General features: G+C 72.4%; 24 protein-coding genes and 1 riboswitch. Of the genes, 9 read left to right on the forward strand and 15 right to left on the reverse strand.

Translation table 11 applies throughout. From position 1 onward, the window contains the following. Positions 1 to 190 precede the first annotated feature (190 nt). Both AFM16_RS07365 and AFM16_RS07375 read left to right on the forward strand, forming a co-directional pair. A complete protein-coding gene (locus AFM16_RS07365; protein ID WP_078632836.1) occupies positions 191 to 625 on the forward strand; it encodes a hypothetical protein in 435 nt (144 codons plus the stop codon). A gap of 643 nt (positions 626 to 1,268) precedes the next feature. Further along, positions 1,269 to 2,510: a glycoside hydrolase family 18 protein gene (locus AFM16_RS07375; RefSeq protein WP_078632838.1), complete on the forward strand. Its 1,242-nt coding sequence runs from the start codon at positions 1,269 to 1,271 to the stop codon at positions 2,508 to 2,510. Positions 2,511 to 2,643: 133 nt separating this feature from the next. Here the strand turns inward: AFM16_RS07375 and AFM16_RS07380 are convergent, their stop codons facing one another. The 3 genes from AFM16_RS07380 to AFM16_RS07385 all read right to left on the reverse strand — a co-directional run bounded on the left by AFM16_RS07380 (position 2,644) and on the right by AFM16_RS07385 (position 5,017). Next, positions 2,644 to 3,303 carry a TetR/AcrR family transcriptional regulator gene (locus tag AFM16_RS07380; protein ID WP_030785717.1) on the reverse strand — a complete coding sequence of 220 codons (660 nt, stop codon included), beginning with the start codon at positions 3,301 to 3,303 and terminating at the stop codon, positions 2,644 to 2,646. Between the two features lie 107 nt (positions 3,304 to 3,410). Continuing rightward, positions 3,411 to 3,551, reverse strand: coding sequence for an SCO1431 family membrane protein (locus AFM16_RS38455; protein ID WP_107419043.1), 141 nt, complete (start codon positions 3,549 to 3,551; stop codon positions 3,411 to 3,413). Positions 3,552 to 3,658: 107 nt separating this feature from the next. Continuing rightward, a complete protein-coding gene (locus tag AFM16_RS07385) occupies positions 3,659 to 5,017 on the reverse strand; it encodes a C39 family peptidase (RefSeq protein WP_078632839.1) in 1,359 nt (452 codons plus the stop codon). A gap of 203 nt (positions 5,018 to 5,220) precedes the next feature. On the opposite strand from AFM16_RS07385, the gene AFM16_RS07390 reads away from it, so the two are divergent. Both AFM16_RS07390 and AFM16_RS07395 read left to right on the forward strand, forming a co-directional pair. Further along, positions 5,221 to 5,841 (forward strand): uridine kinase family protein, encoded by a 621-nt coding sequence (locus tag AFM16_RS07390; RefSeq protein ID WP_078636870.1) that lies wholly within the window; start codon positions 5,221 to 5,223, stop codon positions 5,839 to 5,841. 431 nt (positions 5,842 to 6,272) lie between these two features. Then, entirely contained in the window at positions 6,273 to 8,138 is a 1,866-nt protein-coding gene (locus AFM16_RS07395; protein ID WP_030785724.1) for an AAA family ATPase, read from the forward strand. Positions 8,139 to 8,231: 93 nt separating this feature from the next. Here AFM16_RS07395 and AFM16_RS07400 read toward each other — a convergent pair whose 3' ends face one another. The 9 genes from AFM16_RS07400 to AFM16_RS07440 all read right to left on the reverse strand — a co-directional run bounded on the left by AFM16_RS07400 (position 8,232) and on the right by AFM16_RS07440 (position 15,607). Further along, positions 8,232 to 9,317, reverse strand: a complete 1,086-nt coding sequence (locus AFM16_RS07400; protein WP_078632840.1) for a hemolysin family protein — start codon at positions 9,315 to 9,317, stop codon at positions 8,232 to 8,234. Continuing rightward, positions 9,314 to 10,639 (reverse strand): hemolysin family protein, encoded by a 1,326-nt coding sequence (locus AFM16_RS07405; protein WP_030785728.1) that lies wholly within the window; start codon positions 10,637 to 10,639, stop codon positions 9,314 to 9,316. The genes AFM16_RS07400 and AFM16_RS07405 overlap by 4 nt, the downstream gene beginning before the upstream one ends. 201 nt (positions 10,640 to 10,840) lie before the next feature. Next, positions 10,841 to 11,329, reverse strand: a complete 489-nt coding sequence (locus AFM16_RS07410) for a PH domain-containing protein (RefSeq protein ID WP_030785730.1) — start codon at positions 11,327 to 11,329, stop codon at positions 10,841 to 10,843. Positions 11,330 to 11,342: 13 nt separating this feature from the next. Then, positions 11,343 to 12,200 carry an ATP phosphoribosyltransferase gene (hisG, locus tag AFM16_RS07415; protein WP_078632841.1) on the reverse strand — a complete coding sequence of 286 codons (858 nt, stop codon included), beginning with the start codon at positions 12,198 to 12,200 and terminating at the stop codon, positions 11,343 to 11,345. 57 nt (positions 12,201 to 12,257) lie between these two features. Then, the gene (locus AFM16_RS07420; protein ID WP_030785737.1) at positions 12,258 to 12,530 is read right to left on the reverse strand and encodes a phosphoribosyl-ATP diphosphatase; all 273 of its coding nucleotides are present in this window, start codon (positions 12,528 to 12,530) and stop codon (positions 12,258 to 12,260) included. A gap of 34 nt (positions 12,531 to 12,564) precedes the next feature. Beyond that, positions 12,565 to 13,050, reverse strand: coding sequence for a 6,7-dimethyl-8-ribityllumazine synthase (ribH, locus tag AFM16_RS07425; protein WP_030785739.1), 486 nt, complete (start codon positions 13,048 to 13,050; stop codon positions 12,565 to 12,567). A gap of 27 nt (positions 13,051 to 13,077) precedes the next feature. Further along, positions 13,078 to 14,367 carry a bifunctional 3,4-dihydroxy-2-butanone-4-phosphate synthase/GTP cyclohydrolase II gene (locus AFM16_RS07430; protein WP_030785743.1) on the reverse strand — a complete coding sequence of 430 codons (1,290 nt, stop codon included), beginning with the start codon at positions 14,365 to 14,367 and terminating at the stop codon, positions 13,078 to 13,080. Further along, positions 14,364 to 15,005, reverse strand: coding sequence for a nicotinamide mononucleotide transporter family protein (locus tag AFM16_RS07435; RefSeq protein WP_030785746.1), 642 nt, complete (start codon positions 15,003 to 15,005; stop codon positions 14,364 to 14,366). Before AFM16_RS07435 ends, AFM16_RS07430 begins: the two co-directional genes overlap by 4 nt. Next, entirely contained in the window at positions 15,002 to 15,607 is a 606-nt protein-coding gene (locus tag AFM16_RS07440) for a riboflavin synthase (protein WP_030785749.1), read from the reverse strand. The genes AFM16_RS07435 and AFM16_RS07440 overlap by 4 nt, the downstream gene beginning before the upstream one ends. A gap of 146 nt (positions 15,608 to 15,753) precedes the next feature. Next, a riboswitch (FMN riboswitch) is annotated at positions 15,754 to 15,884 on the reverse strand. 302 nt (positions 15,885 to 16,186) lie between these two features. Between AFM16_RS07440 and AFM16_RS07445 the strand changes: the two genes are divergently transcribed. After that, positions 16,187 to 17,077 carry an RNA polymerase sigma-70 factor gene (locus AFM16_RS07445; RefSeq protein WP_078632842.1) on the forward strand — a complete coding sequence of 297 codons (891 nt, stop codon included), beginning with the start codon at positions 16,187 to 16,189 and terminating at the stop codon, positions 17,075 to 17,077. A gap of 117 nt (positions 17,078 to 17,194) precedes the next feature. Beyond that, a complete protein-coding gene (locus tag AFM16_RS07450) occupies positions 17,195 to 17,941 on the forward strand; it encodes an SDR family oxidoreductase (RefSeq protein WP_078632843.1) in 747 nt (248 codons plus the stop codon). A 37-nt stretch (positions 17,942 to 17,978) separates the two neighbouring features. On the opposite strand, the gene AFM16_RS07455 is transcribed toward AFM16_RS07450, so the two are convergent. Beyond that, positions 17,979 to 19,196, reverse strand: coding sequence for an ROK family transcriptional regulator (locus tag AFM16_RS07455; protein WP_078632844.1), 1,218 nt, complete (start codon positions 19,194 to 19,196; stop codon positions 17,979 to 17,981). A 126-nt stretch (positions 19,197 to 19,322) separates the two neighbouring features. On the opposite strand from AFM16_RS07455, the gene AFM16_RS07460 reads away from it, so the two are divergent. Beyond that, positions 19,323 to 20,543 carry an MFS transporter gene (locus AFM16_RS07460; RefSeq protein WP_030785761.1) on the forward strand — a complete coding sequence of 407 codons (1,221 nt, stop codon included), beginning with the start codon at positions 19,323 to 19,325 and terminating at the stop codon, positions 20,541 to 20,543. Here the strand turns inward: AFM16_RS07460 and AFM16_RS07465 are convergent. Next, on the reverse strand, positions 20,503 to 20,979 hold the full coding sequence (locus AFM16_RS07465; protein WP_078632845.1) for an acyl-CoA thioesterase: 477 nt from the start codon (positions 20,977 to 20,979) through the stop codon (positions 20,503 to 20,505). The genes AFM16_RS07460 and AFM16_RS07465 overlap by 41 nt on opposite strands. Before the next feature lie 126 nt (positions 20,980 to 21,105). On the opposite strand from AFM16_RS07465, the gene AFM16_RS07470 reads away from it, so the two are divergent. Continuing rightward, positions 21,106 to 22,488: a uracil-xanthine permease family protein gene (locus AFM16_RS07470; protein ID WP_078632846.1), complete on the forward strand. Its 1,383-nt coding sequence runs from the start codon at positions 21,106 to 21,108 to the stop codon at positions 22,486 to 22,488. On the opposite strand, the gene AFM16_RS07475 is transcribed toward AFM16_RS07470, so the two are convergent. Beyond that, complete coding sequence (locus AFM16_RS07475) at positions 22,464 to 23,576, reverse strand: glycoside hydrolase family 6 protein (RefSeq protein ID WP_078632847.1); 1,113 nt, start codon at positions 23,574 to 23,576, stop codon at positions 22,464 to 22,466. The genes AFM16_RS07470 and AFM16_RS07475 overlap by 25 nt on opposite strands. Before the next feature lie 142 nt (positions 23,577 to 23,718). Between AFM16_RS07475 and AFM16_RS07480 the strand changes: the two genes are divergently transcribed. Continuing rightward, positions 23,719 to 24,423: a DUF5995 family protein gene (locus tag AFM16_RS07480; protein WP_078632848.1), complete on the forward strand. Its 705-nt coding sequence runs from the start codon at positions 23,719 to 23,721 to the stop codon at positions 24,421 to 24,423. Positions 24,424 to 24,430 lie beyond the last annotated feature (7 nt).

Raw genomic sequence — 24,430 nt, forward strand, 5'->3', positions numbered from 1 at the left:
GTCATAGCCGGTTTGTGATGTGACGGGCGCGGGACGGGCGCCGGGCACCTGCGGTTGGCATGTGACGAACGCCACAGACTTAGTTGAAGGTACGTGATGTCCTCGCGATTACCGCCGAGACGGGCTGGGAAGTGCTTGCTGTGGTCGAGGCCGCAGTGCCCGAACGGCCCAGCCCGAGGGGGAGAAACCCATGCAGAGTCTTAAGCGCCCTGGTCGCACCGCGCCCAAGCGGCACATGTCCGTGGTCGAGCCCGAGCCGGAGGGCGTCGAACCCGAGTACGACGCCGACGAACTCGACGCGTACGACACCTTCGAGATGTACCGGGTGATCTGCCCGGACTGCGCGCAGCCCATCGCGCTCCTGGCGGACGAGGAGATCCTGCCGGAGCACGCGCTGTGCGCCTCGCCGTGGAACCCGTTCGGTCTCACGGTCTGCGCCGGCACCGGGCGCACCGCGGCCGAGGCCCGGCCCGCCGACGAGCCCCTCGCGCCCCAGGAGCAGGGCACCGCACTGCTGCTGACGCTGCCTCAGGGACTCGACTGGCGCACCCAGCCCTTCTCGCACGTCGGCGGCCCGGGCTCGCGCCCGATGCGCGTACCGGCGATGCGCCGCCACGCCGCCTGAGGCCGGCCCACCCCGTCTTCGCCGCCGTCCCGCGCCCCGGCCGCCCGCAGGCCGCCGTGGTGCGGGACACGCGCGTCCGGATCCGCCCGGGCGGGCGCGGCACCACACCCCGAACGCACCTCCGACGGTCCGAGCCGTGACCTGCGGTCGGGCACCGGCGTTTGCCCCGGTATGACCCCGACGTACACCGCGACGGCGGCACGGCACCGGCAACTCTTCGTCCCCGTGCGCCCGGAGGCGGCGCTCCGCCCGGAGGCAGCACGTCCGGAGACACCGCGCGCAGAATCGGTTCCGCTGGCTCCGCCGGTCCCCCAGGACCCACCCATCTACCGCGCCCTCCAACGCACTTGGGCCGAACGGGGCCGCACACTGCCCGGGCGTCCCGACCCGGAGTGGGTACGGCTCGTGGCGCCCCAGGTGCGGCCGGGGCAGTTCGGCGGAACGGCGGACCCGCTGGCGGGCGACGCGCACTGAGCCCGGCTCTCGTGCCCGTGGCGTTCGCCCGGCGTCCGCCGGCGTTCCGGATTGGTCCGAACCATTGACCAGGGTGGTCTAGTCCTCCTACCGTTTCGGACCGACGCCTCCCCGCGTTCATGCCAATCGGCGTGCGATCGCCTCCCTGTCCCCTGCGAGGAGACAACCGATGCACACCCCGATCCGCCCCCGCACCCGGCTGCGCGCCTTACTCTCGGCCGCCTGCTGCGCCGCCCTCGGCGCGGCCCTGCTCGCCGGTGCGGGCACCGCCACCGCGAACGAGCCCGCGCACGGCAAGCCCCACGCCAACCGGTCCAAGGTCGTCGGCTACTTCACCGACTGGGGCATCTACGACCGCCAGTACTTCGTCAAGAACATCGAGACCTCCGGCTCCGCCGCCCGGCTCACGCACATCAACTACGCCTTCGGCAACGTCACGGACGGCAAGTGCGCCCTCGGCGACCCCTGGGCCGACACCGACAAGCCGTTCAGCGCCGCCGAGTCCGTGGACGGCGTCGCCGACACCGCGGACCAGCCGCTCGCCGGCAACTTCAACCAACTGCGCAAGCTGAAGAAGCTGCATCCGCGTCTCAAGGTCATCTGGTCGTTCGGCGGCTGGAGTTGGTCCGGCGGCTTCGGCGAGGCGGCCAAGGACCCGGCGGCCTTCGCCAAGTCCTGCCACGACCTGGTCGAGGACCCCCGCTGGGCGGACGTCTTCGACGGCATCGACCTCGACTGGGAGTACCCCAACGCCTGCGGCCTCACCTGCGACACCAGCGGGCGGGAGTCCTACCGGGACCTCATGAAGGCGGTGCGCGCCGCCTTCGGGAAGCGGGACCTGGTCACGGCCGCGATCACCGCGGACGCCTCCCCCGGCGGCCGGATCGACGCGGCGGACTACGCGGGCGCCGCCCGGTACGTCGACTGGTACAACCCGATGACGTACGACTACTTCGGCACCTGGGCGGCCACCGGACCCACGGCACCGCACTCCCCGCTGACCTCCTACCGCGGCATCCCGCAGCAGGGCAACGACAGCGCCACCACGATCGCCAAGCTCAGGAGCCTCGGCATCCCCGCCCACAAGCTGCTGCTCGGCATCGGCTTCTACGGCCGCGGCTGGACCGGCGTCACCCAGGCGAAGCCGGGCGGGACGGCCACCGGACCGGCGCCGGGCACGTACGAGGCGGGCAGCGAGGACTACAAGGTCCTCAAGGCGAAGTGCCCCGCCACCGGGACGGTCGGCGGCACCGCCTACGCCAAGTGCGGCCAGGAATGGTGGAGTTACGACACCCCGAGGACCATCAAGGACAAGATGCGCTACAAGGACCGCCAGGGTCTTGGCGGGACCTTCTTCTGGGAGCTGAGCGGGGACACCGCCAACGGTGAGCTGATCCGAGCGATCAAGTAGCCCGGCTCATGGGGCACTTGGGGCGGGAGACCACGAGCTTCCGCCCCAAGCGCCGTACCCGGACGCCCCGTACCCAAGCGCCCCGTACTCAGGCGTCCCGTACTCAGGCGTCGCGTACTCAGGCGTCGCGTACTCAGGCGTCCCGGCGGGCCGGTTCCGGCGCGGTGAAGGCCGGCTCCATCTCCTCGATGGCGCGCAGGGTGCCGCCCAGCGTCCTCACCAGCAGATCGCACATGGCGGAGCGGGAGAGTTCGGGGCGGTCGATCCACTCCAGCGTGGCCCCCTCCACACTGCACACCCAGGCCAGCAGGCCCATCCGGGGCAGCGCCGGGATGTCACCGCGGCCGTAGGCGCCCTCGGCGATGGTCGCCACGATCGCCGCGCGCACCCCGTCCCGGACGGCGTGCACCTCGGTGTCGAAGCCGACGCCACCGCTCACGATCGTGCGGAAGGCGGCCTGGTTGTGCTCGGCATAACGCAGATAGCCGTCGATCGTGCGCTGCACCCGGTCCACCGGGGACAGCTCGACACCGCTCGCGGCGAAGGAGACCAGGTCCGCGACCGAGTCCTGCACGATCGCCAGGTAATAGCCGCGCTTGGACTGGAAGTAGTAGTAGATCAGCCCCTTGGCGACATGCGCCTGACGCGCGATGTCGTCCATCGAGAGCGCGTCGTAGGACGTGTCGGCGAACAACCTGCGCCCGATGGCGATGAGTTCGGCACGGCGCGCGAGCGAACGCTCGGTTCCGCGCGCCCGGGGCCGCGCGGCGTCGCGCTGTTGGCTGATTTTCACTGTCGACCCGGTCTCCAACGGTCGGTGGGACGACGTCAGTATGTCAGGTCGAACCGGGCATCAGGTCACATCGGTCATACCGCGGACGGCAGGGGTGCGATCGCCCGTCAGAGCAGCCCGAGCTGGGTCACCAGCATCGCGACGACCACGACGAGGACCCAGCCCATCACATGCTCGACGACCTTCGGACCGTCGTCACCGGGGCCGCCGGTGCGGGTGCGGACAGGGGTGGCTGCGTGTGCGGTCATGGTGGCTCACCGAGGTAGGACGGGCTGATTCCGGTCTGTCCACCTTGCCACCGTTCACGGGCTTTGCGGCCGAGAGCTTGCTCACACGCCGCGCCCCCGCACGTGGTTCAGGCGCTCACGCCCACCGCGGCCAGCGCCGCGCGCTGCCGGGCCGTCGGGCGGGCCGGGAAGTAGAGGTAGCAGACTCCCCCGGTCCCGGAGGCGACCGCGCCGCTCGCGTTATACCGCTTGGTCCGCAGCCAGACGTTCTCGAACTCCCGCCGCCGGTACACGCGCCGCACCGCCGCGTCGTCCGCCGCGTTGGGGTCGTTGGCGATCACATCGCCTGCGGCGGTGAAGCCGATCACGGTCATCAGGTGCCCGGCCGTGCCGTACCCCGCGCCGGTCAGCTCCTCCTTGAGGAAGGACTGCGAGGTCATGGCGGGGATCCCGGCCGCGATCAGCGTCTCCAGTTCGGTGAGGGAGGCGAGCCGGGTCACCACGCCCTGGAGGTCCTTGAAGGTGGCCGCGTAGGCCGCGTTGAACGGCCAGTTGCCGCAGCCCCCGTACTGGTGGTCGTAGGTGTGGCGGGCCGCGTGGCACACCTGCGGGTCGGAGTAGGACGGGTCGACCCACTTCAGTTGCGCGGGGGTGAGCCGGCCGCCCCAGTACTCGATGATCATCTGCGAGGAGGTGGGGCTGCACCACGCCTCGCCGCCGTTGTCGTACTCCGGATAGCGGCCCTTGTGGATCTCCTGCGAGTAGCGCGGCACCGCCAGCTCCCGCGCGAGGCCGGGCACCGAGGCCGGGACGGTGAAGCGGTCCGGGATGTCCGAGCCGGTCACGCCGGCCCGCCACACGGTCGGGGTGAGCGCGGTGCCGGGGCGGCGGTGCAGGGTGAGCCGCAGTCGGTACGACACCAGGCGCAGGCCCTTCGAGGCGTCGTCGAGCGCGAGGGTGTCCGTCCAGACCGTGCTGCGGCCGTCGCGCTGGCCGTCGACGGAGGTCCGCTTGATGTCCTGGTCGCCGGCCGCCCAGCGGCCCATCACGTACCAGGGGGTGTCCGTGCCGTCGGAGTAGCCGGCCTTCAGCTCGATCTGGAGCCAGGTGCCGGCCGGGGTGCTCGCGTTCCAGAAGGCGATGGCCTCGGTGGCGGGGACGGCGAACCGGTGGACGGGGGACGTCCAGGTCGCGTACTCCCAGGTCGCGGTCTTCGACATGTGCGGGTCGGTGTGGTCGAGGGTGCCGAGCGGGGCGTCGAGGACCAGCCCCGGCCGGACGCCCGCGACGGCGCGGGTGCCGCGGGCGGTTCCGGTGCTCCAGTCGCCGTGCGTGAGCCAGGAGCGGGTGTCGATGGGGCGGGTGGGGGCGGCGGCCGTGACGGCGGTGGCGGTTGCGGCCGTGCCGCCGGTCACCGTGGCGGTGACCGTGCCGGCGAGCGCGGCGCCGAGGAGGGATCGGCGGGACGGCTGTTCCGGCATGTGCATGGCGGTGCCCCCTGGGGGTTCGGAGTGCGGCTGTTCGGCCACGGGCCACTATGGACGTGCGGGTGGGGCATCGCCAGCATCCGGGGGGTGGGGTGGGCTGTCGTGTCGTGTCTGCCGCGCCGTCGTGGCCGGTCGCGCAGTTCCCCGCGCCCCTTAGGCTGGCCCATCACACCCCCCGCCGACCGCCGACCCTTGGAGCCGTCATCGACCCGCTCGTCTCCTGGATCCGCCAGCTCCCCCCGTCCTGTGGGCCGGTGCGGCTGGTCGGGGTCGACGGGCATGCCGGGTCGGGGAAGTCGACGTTCGCCGGGCGGCTCGCCGAGGCCCTCGGTGGGGCGCCCGTGCTGCATCTCGACGACGTCGCCAGCCACGACGAGCTGTTCGACTGGACCGATCGGCTGTTCGCCGAGGTGATCGAGCCCTTCGGCCTGGGCGCCACCGCGCACCCCGCGCCCTACGACTGGCGCGAGCGCCGCTTCGGCACGCCCCGCACGCTGCCCCCGGCCCCCGTCGTGCTGATCGAGGGCGTCGGCGCCGGACGCCGGGCGCTGCGGCCCTTCCTCGCGGGTCTGCTGTGGCTCGATGTGCCGCGCGAGACGGCCTGGGCGCGCGGTCGGGCACGGGACGGCGAGGAGCAGCGGGCGTTCTGGGACGGGTGGGTCCGGGCCGAGGAGAACCACTTCGACGAGGACCCGTCAAAACCGTACGCCGACTTCCTGGTACGGCAGTTGGGGACGGGGTACGAGGTGCTGGCGGGGCGTTCGGGAGACCCCGGCACCCGGTGGATCGTCACCCACCGTGAAGGACCACCCGCAATGTGGTGAACCTGTGAAGGCGCCTGCGCTCGAACTTCGCCAACTGCCTCAACTGTGCTTGACCGAGGGCCCGTACAGGACTTACGTTTCCAATGTGCGGCACATCGCAGCCGCCCTCAGTCGCGAAGCCCCCGGTTGTTCCCCCGTGATCGGGGGCTTCGTTCTGCCCGGGACCCGTCTCCCGGCCGTCAGGCGCGCCGATCCGCTCACCCTGGGTCACCGTTCCCGTGTGCGCCCCGTGTGCTCCCACCTCGCCGAACGACCTGTCCGGCACCCTTCGGCGGGCACCTTCCCGCAGGTACGATGCCCTCGGTGCGACCTGTGACAACTGCTGCGCGCACCTTGCAACTCCGGTCAGCGGCACAGCGGTTCGACCTAGGACAGCCGGCGGCCAGTGGCCCGCCGGGCGACCGACGGGGGCACGGTTCGTGGGGGACGTGATGGACTTCGGCACGCGAGGCCCCGAGGCACCGGCCGACCTCGCCTGGCTCCGAGGCGTGGACGCCTACACCATGGGCGCGTATCCACAGGCCGAGGAGGAGTTCCGCACCGCGGTGCGGATCGATCCCGGGATGGCCGACGGCTGGCTCGGGCTGCACGCCCTGCGGGTGGACACGACGACCGCGCTGCTGCGGATGTACCGCCACCGCGAACGCTTCGGCGAACAGCGCGCCCGGCATCGGCGGCCGCTCAACTCCTGGTACTGGCTGGGCTGGTGGGTGCAGCCGGTGCTGGAGAGCCCGCGCGATCTGCTGCTGGCGCACGCCTCGCACTGGCTGGACGGCCGCCATGTGCCCGAGCTGGACCGGGCGTTGGCCGGGCTACCGCCTGTCGACACCGATCACCAGGTCCGCTTCCTGCACGCCTGCCGGGCCTATCTGGTCAAGGACTGGGAGCAGTTGGTCCGGCACACCGACCCGCTGCTCGGCGACGCGCTGCTGGGCATCGAGGCCGGTCTGTTCGGCGGGATGGCCCGGGTCCGGCTGGAGATGTACGGGCAGGCCGAGCCGATGCTGTCGACGGCCCTGATGCGCTGCCGCAGCGAGCAGCCGCAGCGCAAGGAACTGCGCTACTGGCTGGCCCGCGCCCATGAGGGCACCGGCCGCTCGGCGGCCGCGCTCCCGCTGTACCGGGCGGTGCACCGCGTGGACCCCGCCTTCATGGACACCTCGGCCCGGCTGGCCGCGATCTCCGAGGGCGACGGGTACGACGATCACGCCGACCTCGCGGCGATCACCCTCACCGGGATCGGGCAGGACAGCGTGGACGGGCCGGACGGCTTCGATCCGCTGTTCGGCACCGAGGGCCGGGATCTGAAGCTGACCGAGCCGGCCGATCTGCCGCCGGTCGGCCCGCTGCCGTCGGTGTCCGACCCGGTGGTGCGCGAGAAGCCTCTCGTGCCCTCGTCGCTGCCGGCCGGTCCCACGGACCCGGTCTTACTCGAGGAGGCGCTCGCCGAGCTGGAGCGCATGGTGGGTCTGGAACCGGTGAAACGCCAGGTCAAGGCCCTGTCGGCACAGTTGAACATGGCCCGGCTGCGGGCCGGGCAGGGCCTTCCGGTCCAGCCGCCCAAACGGCACTTCGTCTTCTCCGGCCCCTCCGGCACCGGCAAGACCACGGTGGCCCGCATCCTGGGCCGGGTCTTCTACGCCCTCGGTCTGCTCGGTGGCGACCATCTGGTGGAGGCCCAGCGGGCCGACCTGGTCGGCGAGTACCTCGGCCAGACGGCGGTCAAGGCCAATGAACTCATCGACTCGGCCCTCGGCGGTGTGCTCTTCGTCGACGAGGCGTACTCGCTGTCCAACTCCGGCTACGGCAAGGGCGACGCGTACGGCGACGAGGCGTTGCAGGTGCTGCTGAAGCGGGCCGAGGACAACCGGGACCACCTGGTGGTGATCCTGGCCGGCTATCCGGAGGGCATGGACCGGCTGCTGGCCGCGAACCCCGGGCTCTCCTCGCGCTTCACGACGCGCGTCGACTTCCCCTCGTACCGTCCGCTGGAACTCACCTCCATCGGCGAGGTGCTGGCCGCGGAGAACGGGGACGTGTGGGACGAGGAGGCGCTCGACGAGCTGCGCTCCATCGCCGGACATGTGGTGGACCAGGGGTGGATCGACGAGCTGGGCAACGGACGGTTCCTGCGCACCCTGTACGAGAAGAGCTGCGCCTACCGCGATCTGCGGCTGTCGACCTATCCGGGCACGCTCACCAGGGACGATCTGGCCACGCTGCGGCTGCCGGACCTGATGCAGGCGTACGGCGAGGTGCTGTCGGGGCGGGGGCCCCAGGACCCGTCGCCCATGTGAGACAGGCGAGGTGAGACTGGCGAGGCGAGACTGGCGAGGCGAGACACCCGGCGGCCGCGGGCGGGCGGAGGTCGTCCGCCCGCCCGCGGCGGCTCAGGTGGCCAGGGCCTGTTCCGGGGTGCCCGTGGCTCTCGGTTCCCTCAGCCGGACCTCCGGGACCGCCCGGTGCGCCGGGTCCGTGACCTCGCCGACCAGCAGCTCCAAAACGTCCTCCAGGGCGACCAGTCCCAGCACCCGGCCGGAGGCGTCCGCGACCTGTGCCAGATGGGTCGCCGCGCGGCGCATCACCGTGAGCGCGTCGTCCAGCGGGAGTTCCGGGCGCAGGGTGGTCATCGGACGCCACACCTGCTGCGGCACCGCCCGCTCGGAGTCCTCCAGGTCGAGGACGTCCTTCACATGGAGATAGCCCATGAAGGCGCCGGTCTCCGCGGCGATCGGGAACCGGGAGTAGCCGGTGCGGGCGGTCAGCTCCACGATCTCGCCCGGCGTGACCGACGGGCCGACGGTCACCAGCGACTCCCGCCCGAGCAGGACGTCCGTCACCGGGCGCGAGCCCAGTTCCAGCGCGTCCTCCAGGCGCTCCTGCTCCTCGGGGCCGAGGAGGCCGGCCTGTCCGGAGTCCTCCAGCAGGCGGTTGAGCTGCTCGCTGGTGACGACGGCCTCCACCTCGTCCTTCGGCTCGACGTGGAAGAGCCGCAGGATGGCCCCGGCGCAGGCTCCGAGCGCGACGGTGATCGGCCGGCAGAGCCGGGCGAAGGCGACCAGACCGGGGCCGAGCCATAGCGCGGCCTTCTCGGGGGCCGCCATGGCGAGGTTCTTCGGGACCATCTCGCCGATCACAAGATGGAAGAAGACCACGGCGGCCAGCGCGATGACATAGCCCAGCGGGTGGACCATGCCGTGCGGGAGGTGCATCGACTCGAAGACCGGCTCCAGCAGATGCGCCACCGTCGGTTCGGCGACCGCGCCCAGGGTGAGGGAACAGACGGTGATGCCGAACTGGGCGGCGGCCATCATCTGCGGCAGCCGCTCCAGACCGTGCAGGACCTGGCGGGCCCGCACGGTGCCCAGGGGTTCGATCTGGCTGCGGCGGACGGAGACGAGCGCGAACTCGGCGCCGACGAAGAAGCCGTTGGCGAGGACGAGCAGGCCGGCGAAGACCAGTTGGAGGACGCTCATCGGGCGACCTCCACGACCGCGCCGGTCCGCACCAGGCGGATCCGCTCGGCCCGGTAGTGGCCGACCCGGCGCACCGAGAGCCGCCAGCCGGGCAGCTCGGCGCGGTCGCCGACGGCCGGGATCCGGCCGAGCAGGTCGGCGACGAGCCCGGCGACCGTCTCGTAGGGGCCCTCGGGGACGTGCAGTCCTATCCGCTGGAGGGTGTCGACACGGCAACTGCCGTCGACGTCCCAGGCGGGTCTGCCCTCCTCGGGCGGGGCGGCGGCCAGTTCGGGGATGTCCTGGCCGTCGTGCTCGTCGCGGACCTCGCCGACGATCTCCTCGACGATGTCCTCCAGGGTGACCACTCCGGCCGTGCCGCCGTACTCGTCGACGACGACGGCGATGGGCTGCTCGCTGCGCAGCCGGGACAGCAGGGGCTGGACCGGCAGGGTCTCGGGGACCTGGAGGGCGGGGCGGGCGATCCGGGAGACGGGGGTGCGCAGCCGGTCGTGGACCGGGACCGCGAGGGCGTCCTTCAGATGGGCCATGCCGACGATCTCGTCGATCTTGTCGCGGTAGACGGGGAAGCGGGACAGGCCGGTGGCGCGGGTCAGGTTGACCACGTCCTCGGCGGTGGCCGACGCCTGGAGGGCGCTGACCTTCACGCGCGGGGTCATGACGTGCTGCGCGGTCAGCTCGGCCAGGGACAGGGTGCGGACGAAGAGATCGGCCGTGTCCTGTTCGAGGGCGCCGGCCTGGGCCGAATGGCGGGCCAGGGAGACCAGTTCACCGGGGGTGCGGGCGGACGCCAGCTCCTCTGTGGGCTCCACGCCCAGGGCGCGCACCAGCCGGTTGGCGACCGTGTTCAGGGCGGCGATGACCGGCCGGAACAGACGGGAGAAGGCGTGCTGCGGGCCGGCCACGAACCGGGCCACCTGGAGGGGCCTGGACACCGCCCAGTTCTTCGGCACGAGTTCGCCGACCACCATCTGGACGGCGGAGGCCAGCAGCATGCCGACGACCACGGCGACACCGCCGACGGCCCCCTCGGGGATGCCGACGGCCGTGAACGGGCCGCGCAGCAGTGCGGCGAGGGCGGGTTCGGCGAGCATGCCGACGACCAGGGAGGTGATGGTGATGCCGAGCTGGGTGCCCGAGAGCTGGAAGGACAGCTCCTTCAGCGACTCCACGACCGTACGGGCACGGCGGTCGCCTTCGGCGGCGGCCTTCTCGGCGTCCGGGCGGTCGACCGTGACGAGGCCGAACTCGGCGGCCACGAAGAAGCCGTTGGCCAGGATGAGCAGGAACGCGGCTGCCAGGAGCAGCAGGGGGATGGTCATGATGCCGCCGCCTCCGCAGGGAAGGGGGCGGCGCAGGTACTACAGGACGAACCGTCCATCGCCGGAGAGGGTCACTCCTCGGGTAGCAGGAACCCCCGTGCGCCCGGCTGGGCGCGACAGGGGTGGAGGCGGGAAGGGGAACGCCTCCGTCACCAGATTAATCAAGACAGGGGCATGAGCGGCAGGGCGGACGTCCCCGAGTCAGCCCTGATCTTGGTCCGGCCGGCCCTGATCCGGGCCGGGGGCGCTCTCGGGGTCGCGGATCGAGCGGGCCTCGACGAGGGCCCGCAGGGCGCGGGCGTCGGCGATGGCCTGCTTCCTGTCGATGCCGGGCTGGATGCCGAGCGCGGGCAGGCTGGTGCCGTCGCTGAGGTCGAGGAAGACCCAGGCGTCGCCCGTACGGAGGTTCACCCGGAGGATCTCCGCCCAGTCCAGGCGCCGCCGTCCCGCGATGTTCACGACGGTGACGCCGGAGTCGTCGGCGAGGACGCTCACCCGGGCGAACCGGGCCAGCACCCAGAAGATCAGGGCGCCGGTCAGCACGAAGCTGAGCTTCTCGCCCGGGCCGAGCTGCTCCAGGAGCAGGGCGACGGCGGAGATGACGAGGAAGATCACCACTCCGGCCGAGAGCAGCACCGCGCGGGTGCGGCCCGGCCGGAAGGTGACGGGGAGGGTGGGCAGGTCGGACATGGTCCCGGGGTTCTCAGAGGCGGCAGGCGTGGATGGCCGTGGTCAGGATGGCCCGGGCGCCGATGTCGTAGAGGTCGTCCATGATGCGCTGGGCCTCCTTGGAGGGGACCATGGCGCGGACGGCGACCCATCCCTCGTTGTGCAGCGGGGAGACGGTCGGGGACTCCAGGCCGGGGGTGAGGGCGACGGCCTTCTCGAGCTGTTCGACCCGGCAGTCGTAGTCCATCATCACGTAGGTCCGGGCGACCAGGACGCCCTGGAGGCGGCGCAGGAACTGCTGGACCTTCGGTTCGGTGACGTCGTCGGGCTCGGCGCCGGTGCGGCGGATCACGATGGCCTCGGACTTCATGATGGGGTCGCCGAAGACCTCGAGGCCGGCGTTGCGCAGTGAGGTGCCGGTCTCGACGACGTCGGCGATGACCTCGGCGACGCCCAGTTCGATGGCGGTCTCGACTGCGCCGTCCAGGTGGACGACGGAGGCGTCGACGCCCTGCTCGGCGAGGTGCTTGGCGACGATGCCCTCGTAGGAGGTCGCGACGGTGCGGCCCTTGAGGTCCTCGACGGAGGCCGCCGTGCCGGGCTTGGCGGCGAAGCGGAAGGTGGAGCGGGCGAAGCCGAGCGGGAGGATCTCCTCGGCGTCGGCTCCGGAGTCGATGAGCAGGTCGCGGCCGGTGACGCCGATGTCGAGGCGGCCGGAGGAGACGTAGATCGCGATGTCGCGGGGGCGGAGGTAGAAGAACTCGACCTCGTTCTCCGGGTCGACGATGCGCAGTTCCTTGGACTCGCGGCGCTGCTGGTAGCCGGCCTCATGCAGCATCTCCGCCGCAGGGCCGGACAGGGAACCCTTGTTGGGGACGGCGATGCGCAGCATGAGGTCGGCTTCCTTCGCGTGAAACGTGAAAAAGGGGCGGTCGGTGAGAAGGGTGTTCTACAGGTGGGCGTACACGTCGTCCAGGGAGATTCCGCGGGCCACCATCATCACCTGGACGTGGTAGAGCAGTTGCGAGATCTCCTCGGCGGCGGCTTCCTTGCCCTCGTACTCGGCGGCCATCCAGACCTCGGCGGCCTCTTCGACGACCTTCTTGCCGATGGCATGGACGCCCTTCTCGACCAGTTCTGCGGTGCGGGAGGTGGCGGGATCGCCACTGGCGGCCTTCTGCTGGAGCTCGGCGAAGAGCTCCTCGAACGTCTTCTTGGACATGGTGCTGCCCACCCTACGCGCTCGGGCCGACCCGTCAGTGCCAGGGTTCGGATACTGAACGCAGGGTGGCCGCGGTCGCCACCGCCGCCGTCACCGCCTCGTGTCCCTTGTCCTCGTTGGAGCCCTCCAGACCGGCCCGGTCGAGGGCCTGCTCCTCGGTGTCACAGGTGAGGACGCCGTTGCCGACGGGGACGCCGGTGTCGACGGAGACCTGGGTGAGGCCCTGGGTGACGCCCTGGCACACGTACTCGAAGTGGGGGGTGCCGCCGCGGATGACGACCCCGAGGGCGACGATCGCGTCGTAGCCGCGGCCGGCCAGCGCCTTGGCGACGACCGGCAGTTCCCAGCTTCCGGGGACCCGGAGCAGGGTCGGCTCGTCGATGCCCAGGTCGTGCAGGGCGCGCAGGGCGCCGTCGACCAGTCCGTCCATCACCTTCTCGTGCCACTGGGCCGCGATGACGGCGACCCGCAGGTCACCCACATTGCGTACGGACAGTTCCGGTGCGCCCTTGCCGCTCACGTCTCTCCTCGGTGCTGTTCTTCGGTCTTACTGGTTGCCGCAGGGGGACACGGGGGCCGCGTCCAGCCAGGGCAGGTCGTGGCCCATCCGGTCCCGCTTGGTGCGCAGGTAGCGGATGTTGTGCTCGCCCGCCTGGACGGGCATGGGTTCGCGGGCGGCGACCTCGATGCCGTGCCGGACGAGCGCGTCGCTCTTCTCGGGGTTGTTGGTCAGCAGGCGGACGCTGCGCACGCCCAGGTCGGCGAGGATCCGCGCGCCGGCGCCGTAGTCGCGGGCGTCGGCGGGCAGGCCCAGCTCCAGGTTGGCGTCCAGGGTGTCGTGGCCCTGTTCCTGGAGTTCGTAGGCGCGCAGCTTGGACAGCAGTCCGATGCCGCGGCCCTCGTGTCCGCGCAGATAGACGACGACGCCCCGGCCCTCGCTCTGGATGCGCTCCAGGGACGCGTCGAGCTGGGGGCCGCAGTCGCAGCGCTGGGAGGCGAAGATGTCGCCGGTGAGGCATTCGGAGTGGAGCCGGACGAGGACGTCCTCGCCGTCCCCGATCTCGCCGTGGACCAGGGCGACGTGCTCGACGCCGTCGACGGTGGAGCGGTAGCCGTAGGCGGTGAAGGTGCCGTGGACGGTGGGCAGCCGGGTCTCGGCCTCGCGGCGGACGGTCGGCTCGGCGTCGCGGCGGTAGGCGATCAGGTCCTCGATGGAGATGATCGTCAGACCGTGCTTGCGGGCGAACGGGATCAGTTCGGGCAGCCGGAGCATCCGGCCGTCCTCGCCGGCGATCTCGACGATCGCGCCGGCCGGGCGCAGTCCGGCGAGCCGGGCGAGGTCGACGGCCGCCTCGGTGTGGCCGTTGCGGGTGAGGACGCCGCCGGGCTTGGCCCGCAGCGGGAAGATGTGGCCGGGGCGGACGAAGTCGTCGGCGTCCGTGGTGCCGGCGGCCAGCAGCCGGAGCGTGGTGGCGCGGTCGGCGGCGGAGATGCCGGTGGTGACGCCGTGGGCGGCGGAGGCGTCGACGGAGACGGTGAAGGCGGTCTTCATCGACTCGGTGTTGTCGTCGACCATCTGCGGGAGCTTCAGCCGCTCCAGTTCGTCGGCCTCCATGGGGGCGCAGATCAGGCCGCGGCACTCGCTCATCATGAAGGCGACGATCTCGGGGGTGGCCTTCTCGGCGGCGATGACGAGGTCGCCCTCGTTCTCGCGGTCCTCGTCGTCGACCACGACGACCGGGCGGCCGGCGGCGATGTCGGCGATGGCCTGCTCGACGGGGTCGAGCGCGAGGTCCTCGGGGCCGTCGGTGCTGTACAGGATCGGTGCCGTGCTCATGCCGGCGCTCCTTCCAGAGCGGGCCGCGCGCCCCGGCGGGAGCGCAGCCACCAGTCGCGCATGCCCCACAGGACGAGCGCGCCGTAGATGACGTAGACGAAGCCGGAGAAGGCGTAGCCGTTGGCGAAGTTGAGGGGGACGCCGACCAGGTCGACGAGGAGCCAGGCGAACCAGAACTCGACCATGCCGCGCGCCTGGGCGTACATGGCGACGACGGTGCCGACGAAGATGTAGGCGTCCGGCCAGGGGTCCCAGGACAGGCTGGGGTAGGCCGTGAAGAGCAGGGCCACGGCGACGGTGCCGAGGGCGGCGGCGCCGAGCATCGCCGCGCGTTCGCGCCAGGTGGCGAAGCGCGGGGTGATGTGGCCGTCGGCGGCGCCGTCCTTGTCGCGGTTCCACCGCCACCAGCCGTACAGGGCGACGGCCATGACGACGGCCTGCTTGCCGGCGCTGCCGGTGAGGTGGCCGTAGAAGGCGCCGAAGAGGATCAGGCCGGAGAGGAACTGGACGGGCCAGCTCCACAGGGAGCGCCGCCAGCCGAGGGCGAGGGCGGTCAGACCGAGGATGTTGCCGATCATGTCCGACCAGAGGATGTGCTGGTCGAGAACGGTGAACGCCTCGGAGTTGAGGGAGTTCACCGCTGCGCTCCCCCGGTGGTGGCGAGCAGCCGCTCGACGTACTTGGCGACGATGTCCACCTCGAGGTTGACCGGGTCGCCGGGCTGCTTGAGGCCGAGCGTGGTCAGGGCGAGGGTGGTGGGGATGAGGCTGACGGTGAAGTGCTCGGCGCCGGCCTCGACGACGGTGAGGCTGATGCCGTCGACGGTGATGGAGCCCTTCTCCACGACGTACCGGGCGAGGCCGGCGGGGAGGGAGATCTTGACGATCTCCCAGTTCTCGGAGGGGGTGCGGGCCAGGATCTCGCCGGTGCCGTCGACATGGCCCTGGACGATGTGTCCGCCGAGGCGGTCGCCGACGGCGGTGGGGCGTTCGAGGTTGACGCGGGAGCCGACGCCGAGGGCGCCGAGGCTGGAGCGGTCGAGGGTCTCGGCCATGACGTCGGCGGTGAACTCGTCACCCTCGTGCTCGACGACGGTGAGACACACGCCGTTCACGGCGATGGAGTCGCCGTGCTTCGCGCCGTCGGTCACGACGGGGCCGCGCAGCCGGAAGCGGGAGGCGTCGCCGAGATTCTCGACGGCGGTGACCTCACCCAGCTCTTCGACGATTCCGGTGAACACTTCCCGGGTCCTCCTGCCTCATTGGGCACGGACTCCGGGGCACTGTCGAGGACGACAGAAAGACGGACGAGGGCTACCGGGGCGTCGCCGGACGGACTCGTCCATGGACGAGTACACAGACGGCGGCGCGCACGCATGCCCGCCCGCCGCGCACTGCCTCCCATCCGGACTTTAACCGTCGGTCCAGGAATTTCACCTGGTCAACCGGTCACTGGACGTGACCGGGTCGCGGACTGTAACCGCCGGTTCGGACTTTCACCGACCCCGGAGTGCGCTGCTTTAGGTACAGGGCCAGTGTGCCACGGCCGATAGAGGTCTATCCGGGTGAACGGTGTGGGGTGGCTCACAAGCCGTGTCGCTGGACTTCTCACGCGGGCCCGAGGGGCCCAACTCCCCGCCCTTTCGGCCCGCTTGGGATTGGTCCATACCTATTGACTCAGTGGTCTAGTCCTCTTAGGGTCATCGCGTGCGGTCCCGGCGGCGGTGACGACGGCCCTTGCCCGCCGCCGGGCCCTTCAACTCCGCACAGGCCCCGGTCCCGGCCACGATCCCGGCCCCCTGCTCTGGCAGGGTGTGGCCATGACGACCGCGATCGCCGACGAGTTCGAGACGCACCGGCCCAGGCTGTTCGGTCTGGCCTATCGGATGCTGGGCTCGGCCCATGAGGCCGAGGACACGGTCCAGGACGCCTATCTGCGGTTCAGCGGCGCCGACCGGGACGTGATCGAGTACCCGGCCGCCTGGCTCGCCACCACCGTCACCCGTCTGTGTCTGACCCGGCTGACCTCGGCCCGCGCGCGGCGCGAGAGCTATGTCGGGGACTGGCTGCCCGAGCCGGTCGTCACCTCCGACGGCACGCTCGGCCCGCTGGAGTCGGCCGAACAGCGCGACGCCGTCTCCCTGGCGATGCTCGTGCTGCTGGAGCGGCTCACTCCGACGGAGCGCGCGGTGTACGTCCTGCGCGAGGCGTTCGCCTACGGGCACCGGGAGATCGCCGACACGCTCGGCCTGAGCGAGGCCAACTGCCGTCAGCTCTACCGGCGGGCGGAGCAGCGGCTTTCGGCACGGGAGGGGCGGTTCGAGGCGGCGCCCGCGCGCCAGGAGGAGCTGGTCGACTCGTTCCTGTCGGCCGCGAGGAACGGCGATCTGGCCGGCCTCGAACGGATCCTCGCCGAGGACGTCACCTGGTGGAGCGACGGCGGCGGCAAGGCCAAGGCGGCGCTGCGGCCCATCCTGGGACGCGCGAAGGTGCTGCGCTTCCTGGCCGGGGTGCTCAAGGGCGCCACGCCCGGTACGACCCTGGAGTCCGCCGAGCTGAACGGCGCCCCCGCGCTGCTGGCCCTGGACGGCGACGGCACGCTGGTCACCACCTTCTCCTTCGTGTGCGGCGCGGACGGCATCACGGGCGTGCGGGCCGTGGCCAACCCCGACAAGCTGGACTTCGTACGGCGTCAGCTCGGACAGGTGTGAGGCCGCTCACCATGGCGGCGGCCCCAGGGCTGTCACATCGCGCGGGGCTGTCCGGTCCGAGCTGGTGAAGAGGTGCTCCAGCGGGGAGCGCCTCGCGTTGACGAGGGGCTGAAGAGCATGAGCACGATCCTGGTGACCGGCGGTACCGGAACCCTCGGCAGGCTCGTGACCGAGCTGCTGCGCGCGGACGGGCACGAGGTGCGGGTGCTGAGCCGGCACTCCGAGCCGTACGCGGTGGATCTGACGAAGGGCGGGCCGGGGCTGGACGCGGCCGTGGCGGGCGTGGACACGATCGTGCACTGCGCGTCCAGCCCGCGCGGCGACGACGAGCGCGCGGCCGAGCTGCTGATCGAGGCGGCCCGGACGGCGGGCGTCGGCCATCTGGTCTACATCTCGATCGTCGGCGTGGACCAGGTGCCGTTCGGCTACTACCGCAGCAAGCTCGCCGTGGAGAAGCTGGTGGAGTCCTCGGGGCTGGGCTGGACGGTGCTGCGCGCGACCCAGTTCCACGATCTGCTGCTCCAGTTGTTCGAGGCGCTGGCGAAGGTGCCAGTGCTGCTGCTTCCGGCGGGGGTGAGCGACCAGCCGGTGGAGGTCGCCGAGGTGGCCCGGCGGCTCGCGGAGCTGGCGGTGGGCGATCCGGCGGGGCGGGTGGCGGACCTGGGCGGACCCGAGGTGCGCACGCTGGAGTCGCTGGCCCGTGACTATCTCAGGGCGAGCGGCAAGCGGAGCCGTCCGGTGGTCAACGTGCCGCTGTGGGGCGCGGCCTACCGCCAGTTCCGCGCGGGCGGCCACCTGGCGCCGGAGCACGCGGTGGGCAAGGGGACCTTCGAGGAGTACCTGGCGGCGCGCAGCCGCCGTTGAGGGCCGACCGGCTCGCGCCGGGCTCGCTGACGGGTGGTCACGGTGTCGTGAACAGCGTCTCCTGGGCGGCCTCGCGCGCGGTGAGCAGCGCGCCGCGCAGCACCGCGCCGCCGCCCAGGACGCTGGGCCGCACCTCGGTGGGCAGCGGGGTCATGGTCCGCAGCCTGCGGGCCACCCGGCCCGCCAGCTCGGGGCCGCCCGCCTGCCCGACCTCACCGCCCAGGACCACGCACCCGGGGTCGAGGACGGCGACGACGGAGGCGGCGCCCAGGGCGAGCCGCTCGGCCAGCGCGTCGAGAAAACCCTCGGCCGCGGCGGAGGAAGCCGTCGAGGCGCCGGCGTCCGAAACCGACCGCACCGCCTCCCTGACGACCGCCGCCCCGGCAGAGGCACCGTCCGTCTCCGCTCCCGCCCCCGCGTCGATCCCGTACTCCCCCGCCAGCGCGGTGATCGCCGCCGCCCCGGCCAGGGAGTGGAAGCCGCCCTCGCAGTCCGTCGCCGAGGGCAGTCCCGAGGTGCCCGGCACCGGCAGGAAGCCGATCTCGCCGGTGCCTCCGGAGGCGCCGCGGCGCAGCCGGCCGTCGAGGACGACGGCGGCGCCGGTGCCGTGGCCCAGCCAGAGCAGCACGAAGGTGTCGTGGTCCCGGGCGGCGCCCTCGCCCCGCTCGGCCAGCGCGGCGAGGTTGGTCTCGTTCTCGACGCTCACCCGCGCCTTCGGGAGGCGTTCCTGCAGCTCGGCGACCAGGCGCCGGTGCCATGCGGGCAGCCCGGAGGAGGTGCGCAGCTCGCCGCTGGCCGGGTCGATCAGGCCGGGCACGCCGATGCCGACGGTGTGCAGCCGGCCGGCCCCCGCCTCCTTCGCCGCGCGCTCGACCAGCGTGACCGCCTGCTCCACGGCGGGCCCGGTGCCGGTGTCGCCGCCGATCGGCACGGACGCCTCGGCGAGGACCCGGCCGACCAGGTCGGAGACGAGGACGGCGACGCTCTCGGTGCGTACGTCCAGCGCCGCGAGCTGGGCGCGGCCGGCGGCGATGCCGTAGAGCCGGGCGTTCGGGCCGCGCCGCCGGGCGCCGGTCTCGCCGACGACCTCGATCAGGCCGGAGGCGGCGAGGCGTTCGACGAGGTCGGAGACTGTCGGCCGGGAGAGTCCGGTGAGCAGTTTCAACTGCGCGGCCGTCAGCGGGCCTTCGTCCTGGAGCAGGCGCAGGGCGAGCCGGTCGTTGATGGCCCGTGCGGTGCTCGGTGATGCGCGCATGCCGGGATCCTCCCACGGGCGGCCGGGGGCACCCTCCGGACCGGCCTCTATTTATCAGGCAAGGTTCCTGATAGTTTACGGCGGCGGAGCCCGGCGGGGGCACGGATGTCCGGAAGGGGCGGGAGAATGAGCACAGTGGTCCAGGCACCGACGGAGGTACGGCGCGCCCGGTACGCCGTGGCGGCCGTCTTCGCCGTGCACGGCGCGGTGACCGGTTCGTTCGCCACCCGGGTGCCGTGGATCCAGGACCACGCCGGGGTGGGCGCCGGGCAGCTCGGACTCGCCCTCGCCTTCACCGCGTTCGGCGCCTCCTGCTCGATGCCGCTGGCCGGGCGGATCACCCATCAGCTCGGCAGCCGGACCGCGCTGCGGGCCCTGATGACCCTGTGGACCGTGTCGCTGGTCCTGCCGGCCCTGGCGCCGAACATGCTCACCCTGTGCCTGGCGATGTTCGTGTACGGCGCCTCCGCCGGAATGGCGGACGTGGCGATGAACGCCCTCGGCGTCGAGGTCGAACAGCGGCTCGGCAAGTCGATCATGTCCGGGCTGCACGGCATGTGGAGCGCGGGCGCCCTGATCGGTTCGGCGGGCGGCACGCTCGCCGCCCATCTGGGCTCGGACGCGCGCGTGCACCACGCGCTGGCGGCGGCCGTGCTCACCGCGCTGGGCCTGCTGGCCTGCGGCTGGGTGCTGGATCTGCGGCCCACGGAGGACGAGGAGCCGCCGCCGCGGTTCGCGCTGCCGCCGCGCTCGGCGCTGCTGATCGGCGCGGTCGGGTTCTGCGCGGTCTTCGCGGAGGGCGCCAGCCTGGACTGGTCGGCGGTGTACCTGGAGGACCACATCGGGTCCTCGGCCGGTCTCGCGGCGGCCTGCACGACCGGGTTCATGCTCACCATGGCGGTGGCCCGGCTGGTCGGGGACGCGGTGGTGAACCGGTTCGGCGCGGTGCGCACGGTCCGGGCGGGCGGCGTGCTCGCCGCGGCCGGCGGAGTGCTGGTCGTGGTGGCCGGGCAGCCGGCGCTGGCGATGGCCGGGTTCGGGCTGATGGGGCTGGGGATCGCCGTCGTCGTACCGCTGTGCTTCGCCGCGGCCGGGCACAGCGGGCCGAACCCCAGTCAGGCGATCGCGGGCGTGGCGACGATCACCTACACCTCGGGGCTGATCGCGCCGAGCCTGATCGGCGGGGTGGCTCAGCTCACCAGCCTGATGGTGTCGTTCATGGTGGTCACGGCGCTGTCCTGCGGTCTGGTGGTGTTCGCCGGGGTGCTGCGCGGCGGCGAGCGCAAGGGCGCGCGGGGCGCGGAGGTCAGTCCGCCGGCCGCAGCAGTGCCCGGCCCGCGGTCCTGAGGGTCTCGCTCCACGGCGCGGGGCGCATGGTGGCCGGGTCCAGCCGGACCAGGACCCGGGTGCCCCGCGCGTAGGTGACCGTGCCGTCAGGCGAGCAGAACCGGAAGCCGTAGGTGAGGCCGGTGGTGCCGAGCCGCTCCAGCCAGAGGTGGACGGCGTAGGGGCCCGGGCGGGTGACCGGAGCCTCGTAGCTGACCCGCAGTTCCTTGACCGCGTTGCAGGCGTCGCCCGCGGTCGCCCAGTCGCCCTCGAAGCGCACCCCGTGCTCCTGCCACAGCTCGGTCCAGGCGCGCTCGACCATCACCGGGTAGCGGGCGTTGTGCAGCAGCCCGAGCGCGTCCAGGTCGTCGAAGTGGACGGTGACGGGGATCAGCCGGCCGTGGGAGAGGGCGGGAGCGGGGACGGGGGCGGGGGCGGTCGGGGCTTCGGCGGTCACGGCGGGGCTCCTGTGCGTGTACGAGTCAACGATTCTCATCCTAACCGGCGCCTAAGCGGTCGCTCACCCTCCGGATTGCCCCGAGAATGGTCCGGCACATCCGCACGAGCGAAAGCGAACCGCACCATGGATCTTGGCGTCCGCTGGACACTGCACGGCGACGGACGCACCCCGGCGCCCGGGGCGGTGGTCCGCCCCGACGAGCGGCTCTCCTGGCCCCGCACGGTCGGGCTCGGCGCCCAGCACGTGGTGGCGATGTTCGGAGCGTCCTTCGTCGCGCCGGTCCTGATGGGTCTGGACCCGAACCTCGCGATCATGATGTCGGGCGTCGCGACCGCGATCTTCCTGCTGGCCACCCGCGGCCGGGTGCCCAGCTACCTGGGCTGCTCGCTGTCCTTCGTGGGCGTGGCCGCGGTCATCCGGGCCCAGGGCGGCAGCAGCGCCACCGTCACCGGCGCGGTGTTCGTGGTCGGGGTGGCGCTGTTCGCGGTCGGGCTGGCCGTGCAGCGCTTCGGGGCGCGGATCATCCACGCGGCGATGCCGCCGATCGTGACCGGCGCGGTCGTCATGCTGATCGGCTTCAACCTCGCCCCGGTCACCGCCTCCACCTACTGGCCGCAGGACCAGTGGACGGCGCTGCTGGTCATGGCGTTCACCGCGCTGGCCGTCGTCTGTCTGCGCGGTTTCTGGTCCCGGATCGCGATCTTCCTGGGCCTGGTCTTCGGATACGCGGTCTCCTGGGCGTTCGACCGGATCTTCGGCCGGATCCACTCGGCCGACGCGAGCGGCAAGGTCACCGACCACTGGCGGCTGGACCTGTCCGCCGTGGGACAGGCCGACTGGATCGGGCTGCCGCACTTCCACGGCCCGTCCTTCGAGTGGTCGGCGATCCTGGTCGCGCTGCCCGTGGTGATCGCGCTGGTCGCCGAGAACGCGGGCCACGTCAAGGCGGTCGGCGAGATGACCGGCGACCCGCTGGACGACAAGCTCGGCACCGCGATCTCGGCCGACGGCGTCGGCTCGATGCTCTCCACCGCGGTGGGCGGCCCGCCCAACACCACCTACTCCGAGAACATCGGCGTGATGGCCGCGACCCGCGTCTACTCCACGGCCGCCTACTGGGCCGCCGCCGGCTTCGCGCTGCTCTTCGGCCTGTGCCCCAAGTTCGGCGCGGTCGTCGCCGCGATCCCCGGCGGGGTCCTCGGCGGCATCACCGTCATCCTCTACGGCATGATCGGCCTGCTCGGCGCCCAGATCTGGCTGAACGCCGGCGTCGACCTGCGCAACCCGCTGAACCTGGTGCCGGCCGCCGCGGGCATCATCATCGGCGTCGGCAACGTGACCATGGAGTTCACGGACACCTTCTCGCTCAGCGGCATCGCCCTGGGCACCCTGGTCGTGATCATCGGCTACCACGCCCTGCGCGCCTTCGCCCCCGCCCACCTCAAGACCCAGCGGCCGCTGCTGGACGAGGGCACCAGTTCCTACGACGACGACGCCAGCTCGTAGGCGTACGACGGGCTGAACTCGCCCGCCGCGCCCTTGCAGCCGTCGGACTCCCCCGGCAGCTTCACCCACAGATAGCCGTCGATGCGCGGCTCGCCGGTGTCGAGGGTGGGGGCGCGGCCGATCGTGCGGCCGTCCGGGTCGCACCACTCGCCGTCGGCGGGCGCGCCGTTGCCGTTGCGGCTGGTGTCGATGACCGCCCCGAGTCCGGGCGGTCCGCCGAGCAGGTCGAGGACCTGGCGGTCGTAGACGATCTCGTCGGCGGTGCGGCGGAAGTTGGAGACGTTGCTGAAGATGCCGGCCGAGGAGGCGGCGCCGGCCTGCCGGAGCAGCGCCGCCTGGTGGGCGGGGCTGTTCCAGTGGGAGTGCCCGGCGTCGTAGTAGACGCGGGCCTTCGGGTTGGCCGCCCTGAGGACCCGTCCCGCGCGGGCCAGCGCGGCGAGCCGGGCGTCCCTGCGGTCGGCGGAGAGGCAGTCGGTCTGGGCGATCGAGTCGGGCTCCAGGATCACGACGGTCTCGCGCGAACCGAGGCCGGCCGCGAACCGGTCGATCCAGCCGGCGTAGGCGTCGAGGTCGGGCGCCCCGCCCTCGGAGGCGCCGCCGCAGTCCCGGTCGGGGATCGCGTACGCCACCAGGACCGGCACCCGGCCCTGGGCGGCGGCGCCCGAGGTGACCGCGCGCACCCGTGACGTCAGGGTGCCGGGCGCGTAGTCGGCGAACCACACCGCGGCCGGACGGCTCGCGATGCGGGACTCGACGACCGCGCGGCGCGGGTCGTCCGGGTGGTCGTGGACCCAGTCCAGGACCTGCGACTCGGGATGGTGGTAGAGCCGGGCGGGGGCGGCGGCGGCCCGCGGCTTCCGGGTCGCCGAGGGGGTGGGCGAGGCGCTCGGTGACGGCGACCCGCTCGGCGTCGCCGAGGTGGCGGACGGGGACGGGAGCGGCGACCCGGCCGACCCCGCCGCCGACGGATCGGTCCGCGGGGCGTCGTGGCGCGCCGCCCGCCGGTCGTCCGCCCCGTCCTCGCCGAGCGCGGTCATCGTCCCCGCCGCGGTGGCCACCGCCACCACCGCCGAGGCGGCCACCACCATCGCCCCGCGGCGGCCCGCCCGTCGCACACCTGAGCCTCGCACCGTGCCGTTCCCCTCCCGCGCGACGGACTCGTTCCCCCGTTCCGGGGAAGCCTCCGGCCCGCCGACGCGCGGGCCAGCCTAAGGCTGTCACCCTTCCCCCATGCCGCGATCGGAACAGTTCACCACTTCCGTCGAGACGCCTGTGGACACGGCGGTCGACGACGTCCTCGCCCGGATGCGCGTCCTGGACGCGGAACTGCCGCCGCACGACGGCATCGCCGTCTTCAACCGCGTCTATCTCGCCGTGACTTCGGAGGTGGACCGGCGGATCGACTCCGGCCGGTTCGGCAACGCGCGGGCCACGGCCACCCTGGACGTGCGGTTCGCGGAGCGGTACCTCGCGGCCGTCGACGCGGCCCTGGGGGACGGGCGTCCGCCCGCCTGCTGGCGTCCGCTGGTCCAGATGCGCCGCCATCCCGGGGTACGGCCGCTTCAGTTCGCGCTGGCGGGCATCAACGCGCACATCGGGCACGATCTGGCGCTGGCCGTCGTGGACGCCTGTCGTAGCCTCGGCTGCGAACCGGGTGATCTGGAGGACGACTACGAACGGGTGGGCGATGTCCTCGTCGCGCTGGAGGAGCGCATCCGCGAGGAGTTGATGCCGGGCCCCGATCTCCTCCAGATCGCCGACCCGCTGACCCATCTGCTCGGCGCCTGGAGCCTGGAGCGGGCCCGGGACGCCACCTGGACGGCGGCCCGGGCCCTGTGGGCGCTGCGCGGACTCCCGGACGTGGCCCGGGAGTTCACCGACCGCCTCGACACGGCGGTCGGCTTCGCGGGGCGCATGCTGCTCACGCCCCTGTGAGGCTCTG

Source organism: Streptomyces antibioticus (assembly GCF_002019855.1).
GTDB classification, from domain to species: domain Bacteria; phylum Actinomycetota; class Actinomycetes; order Streptomycetales; family Streptomycetaceae; genus Streptomyces; species Streptomyces antibioticus_B.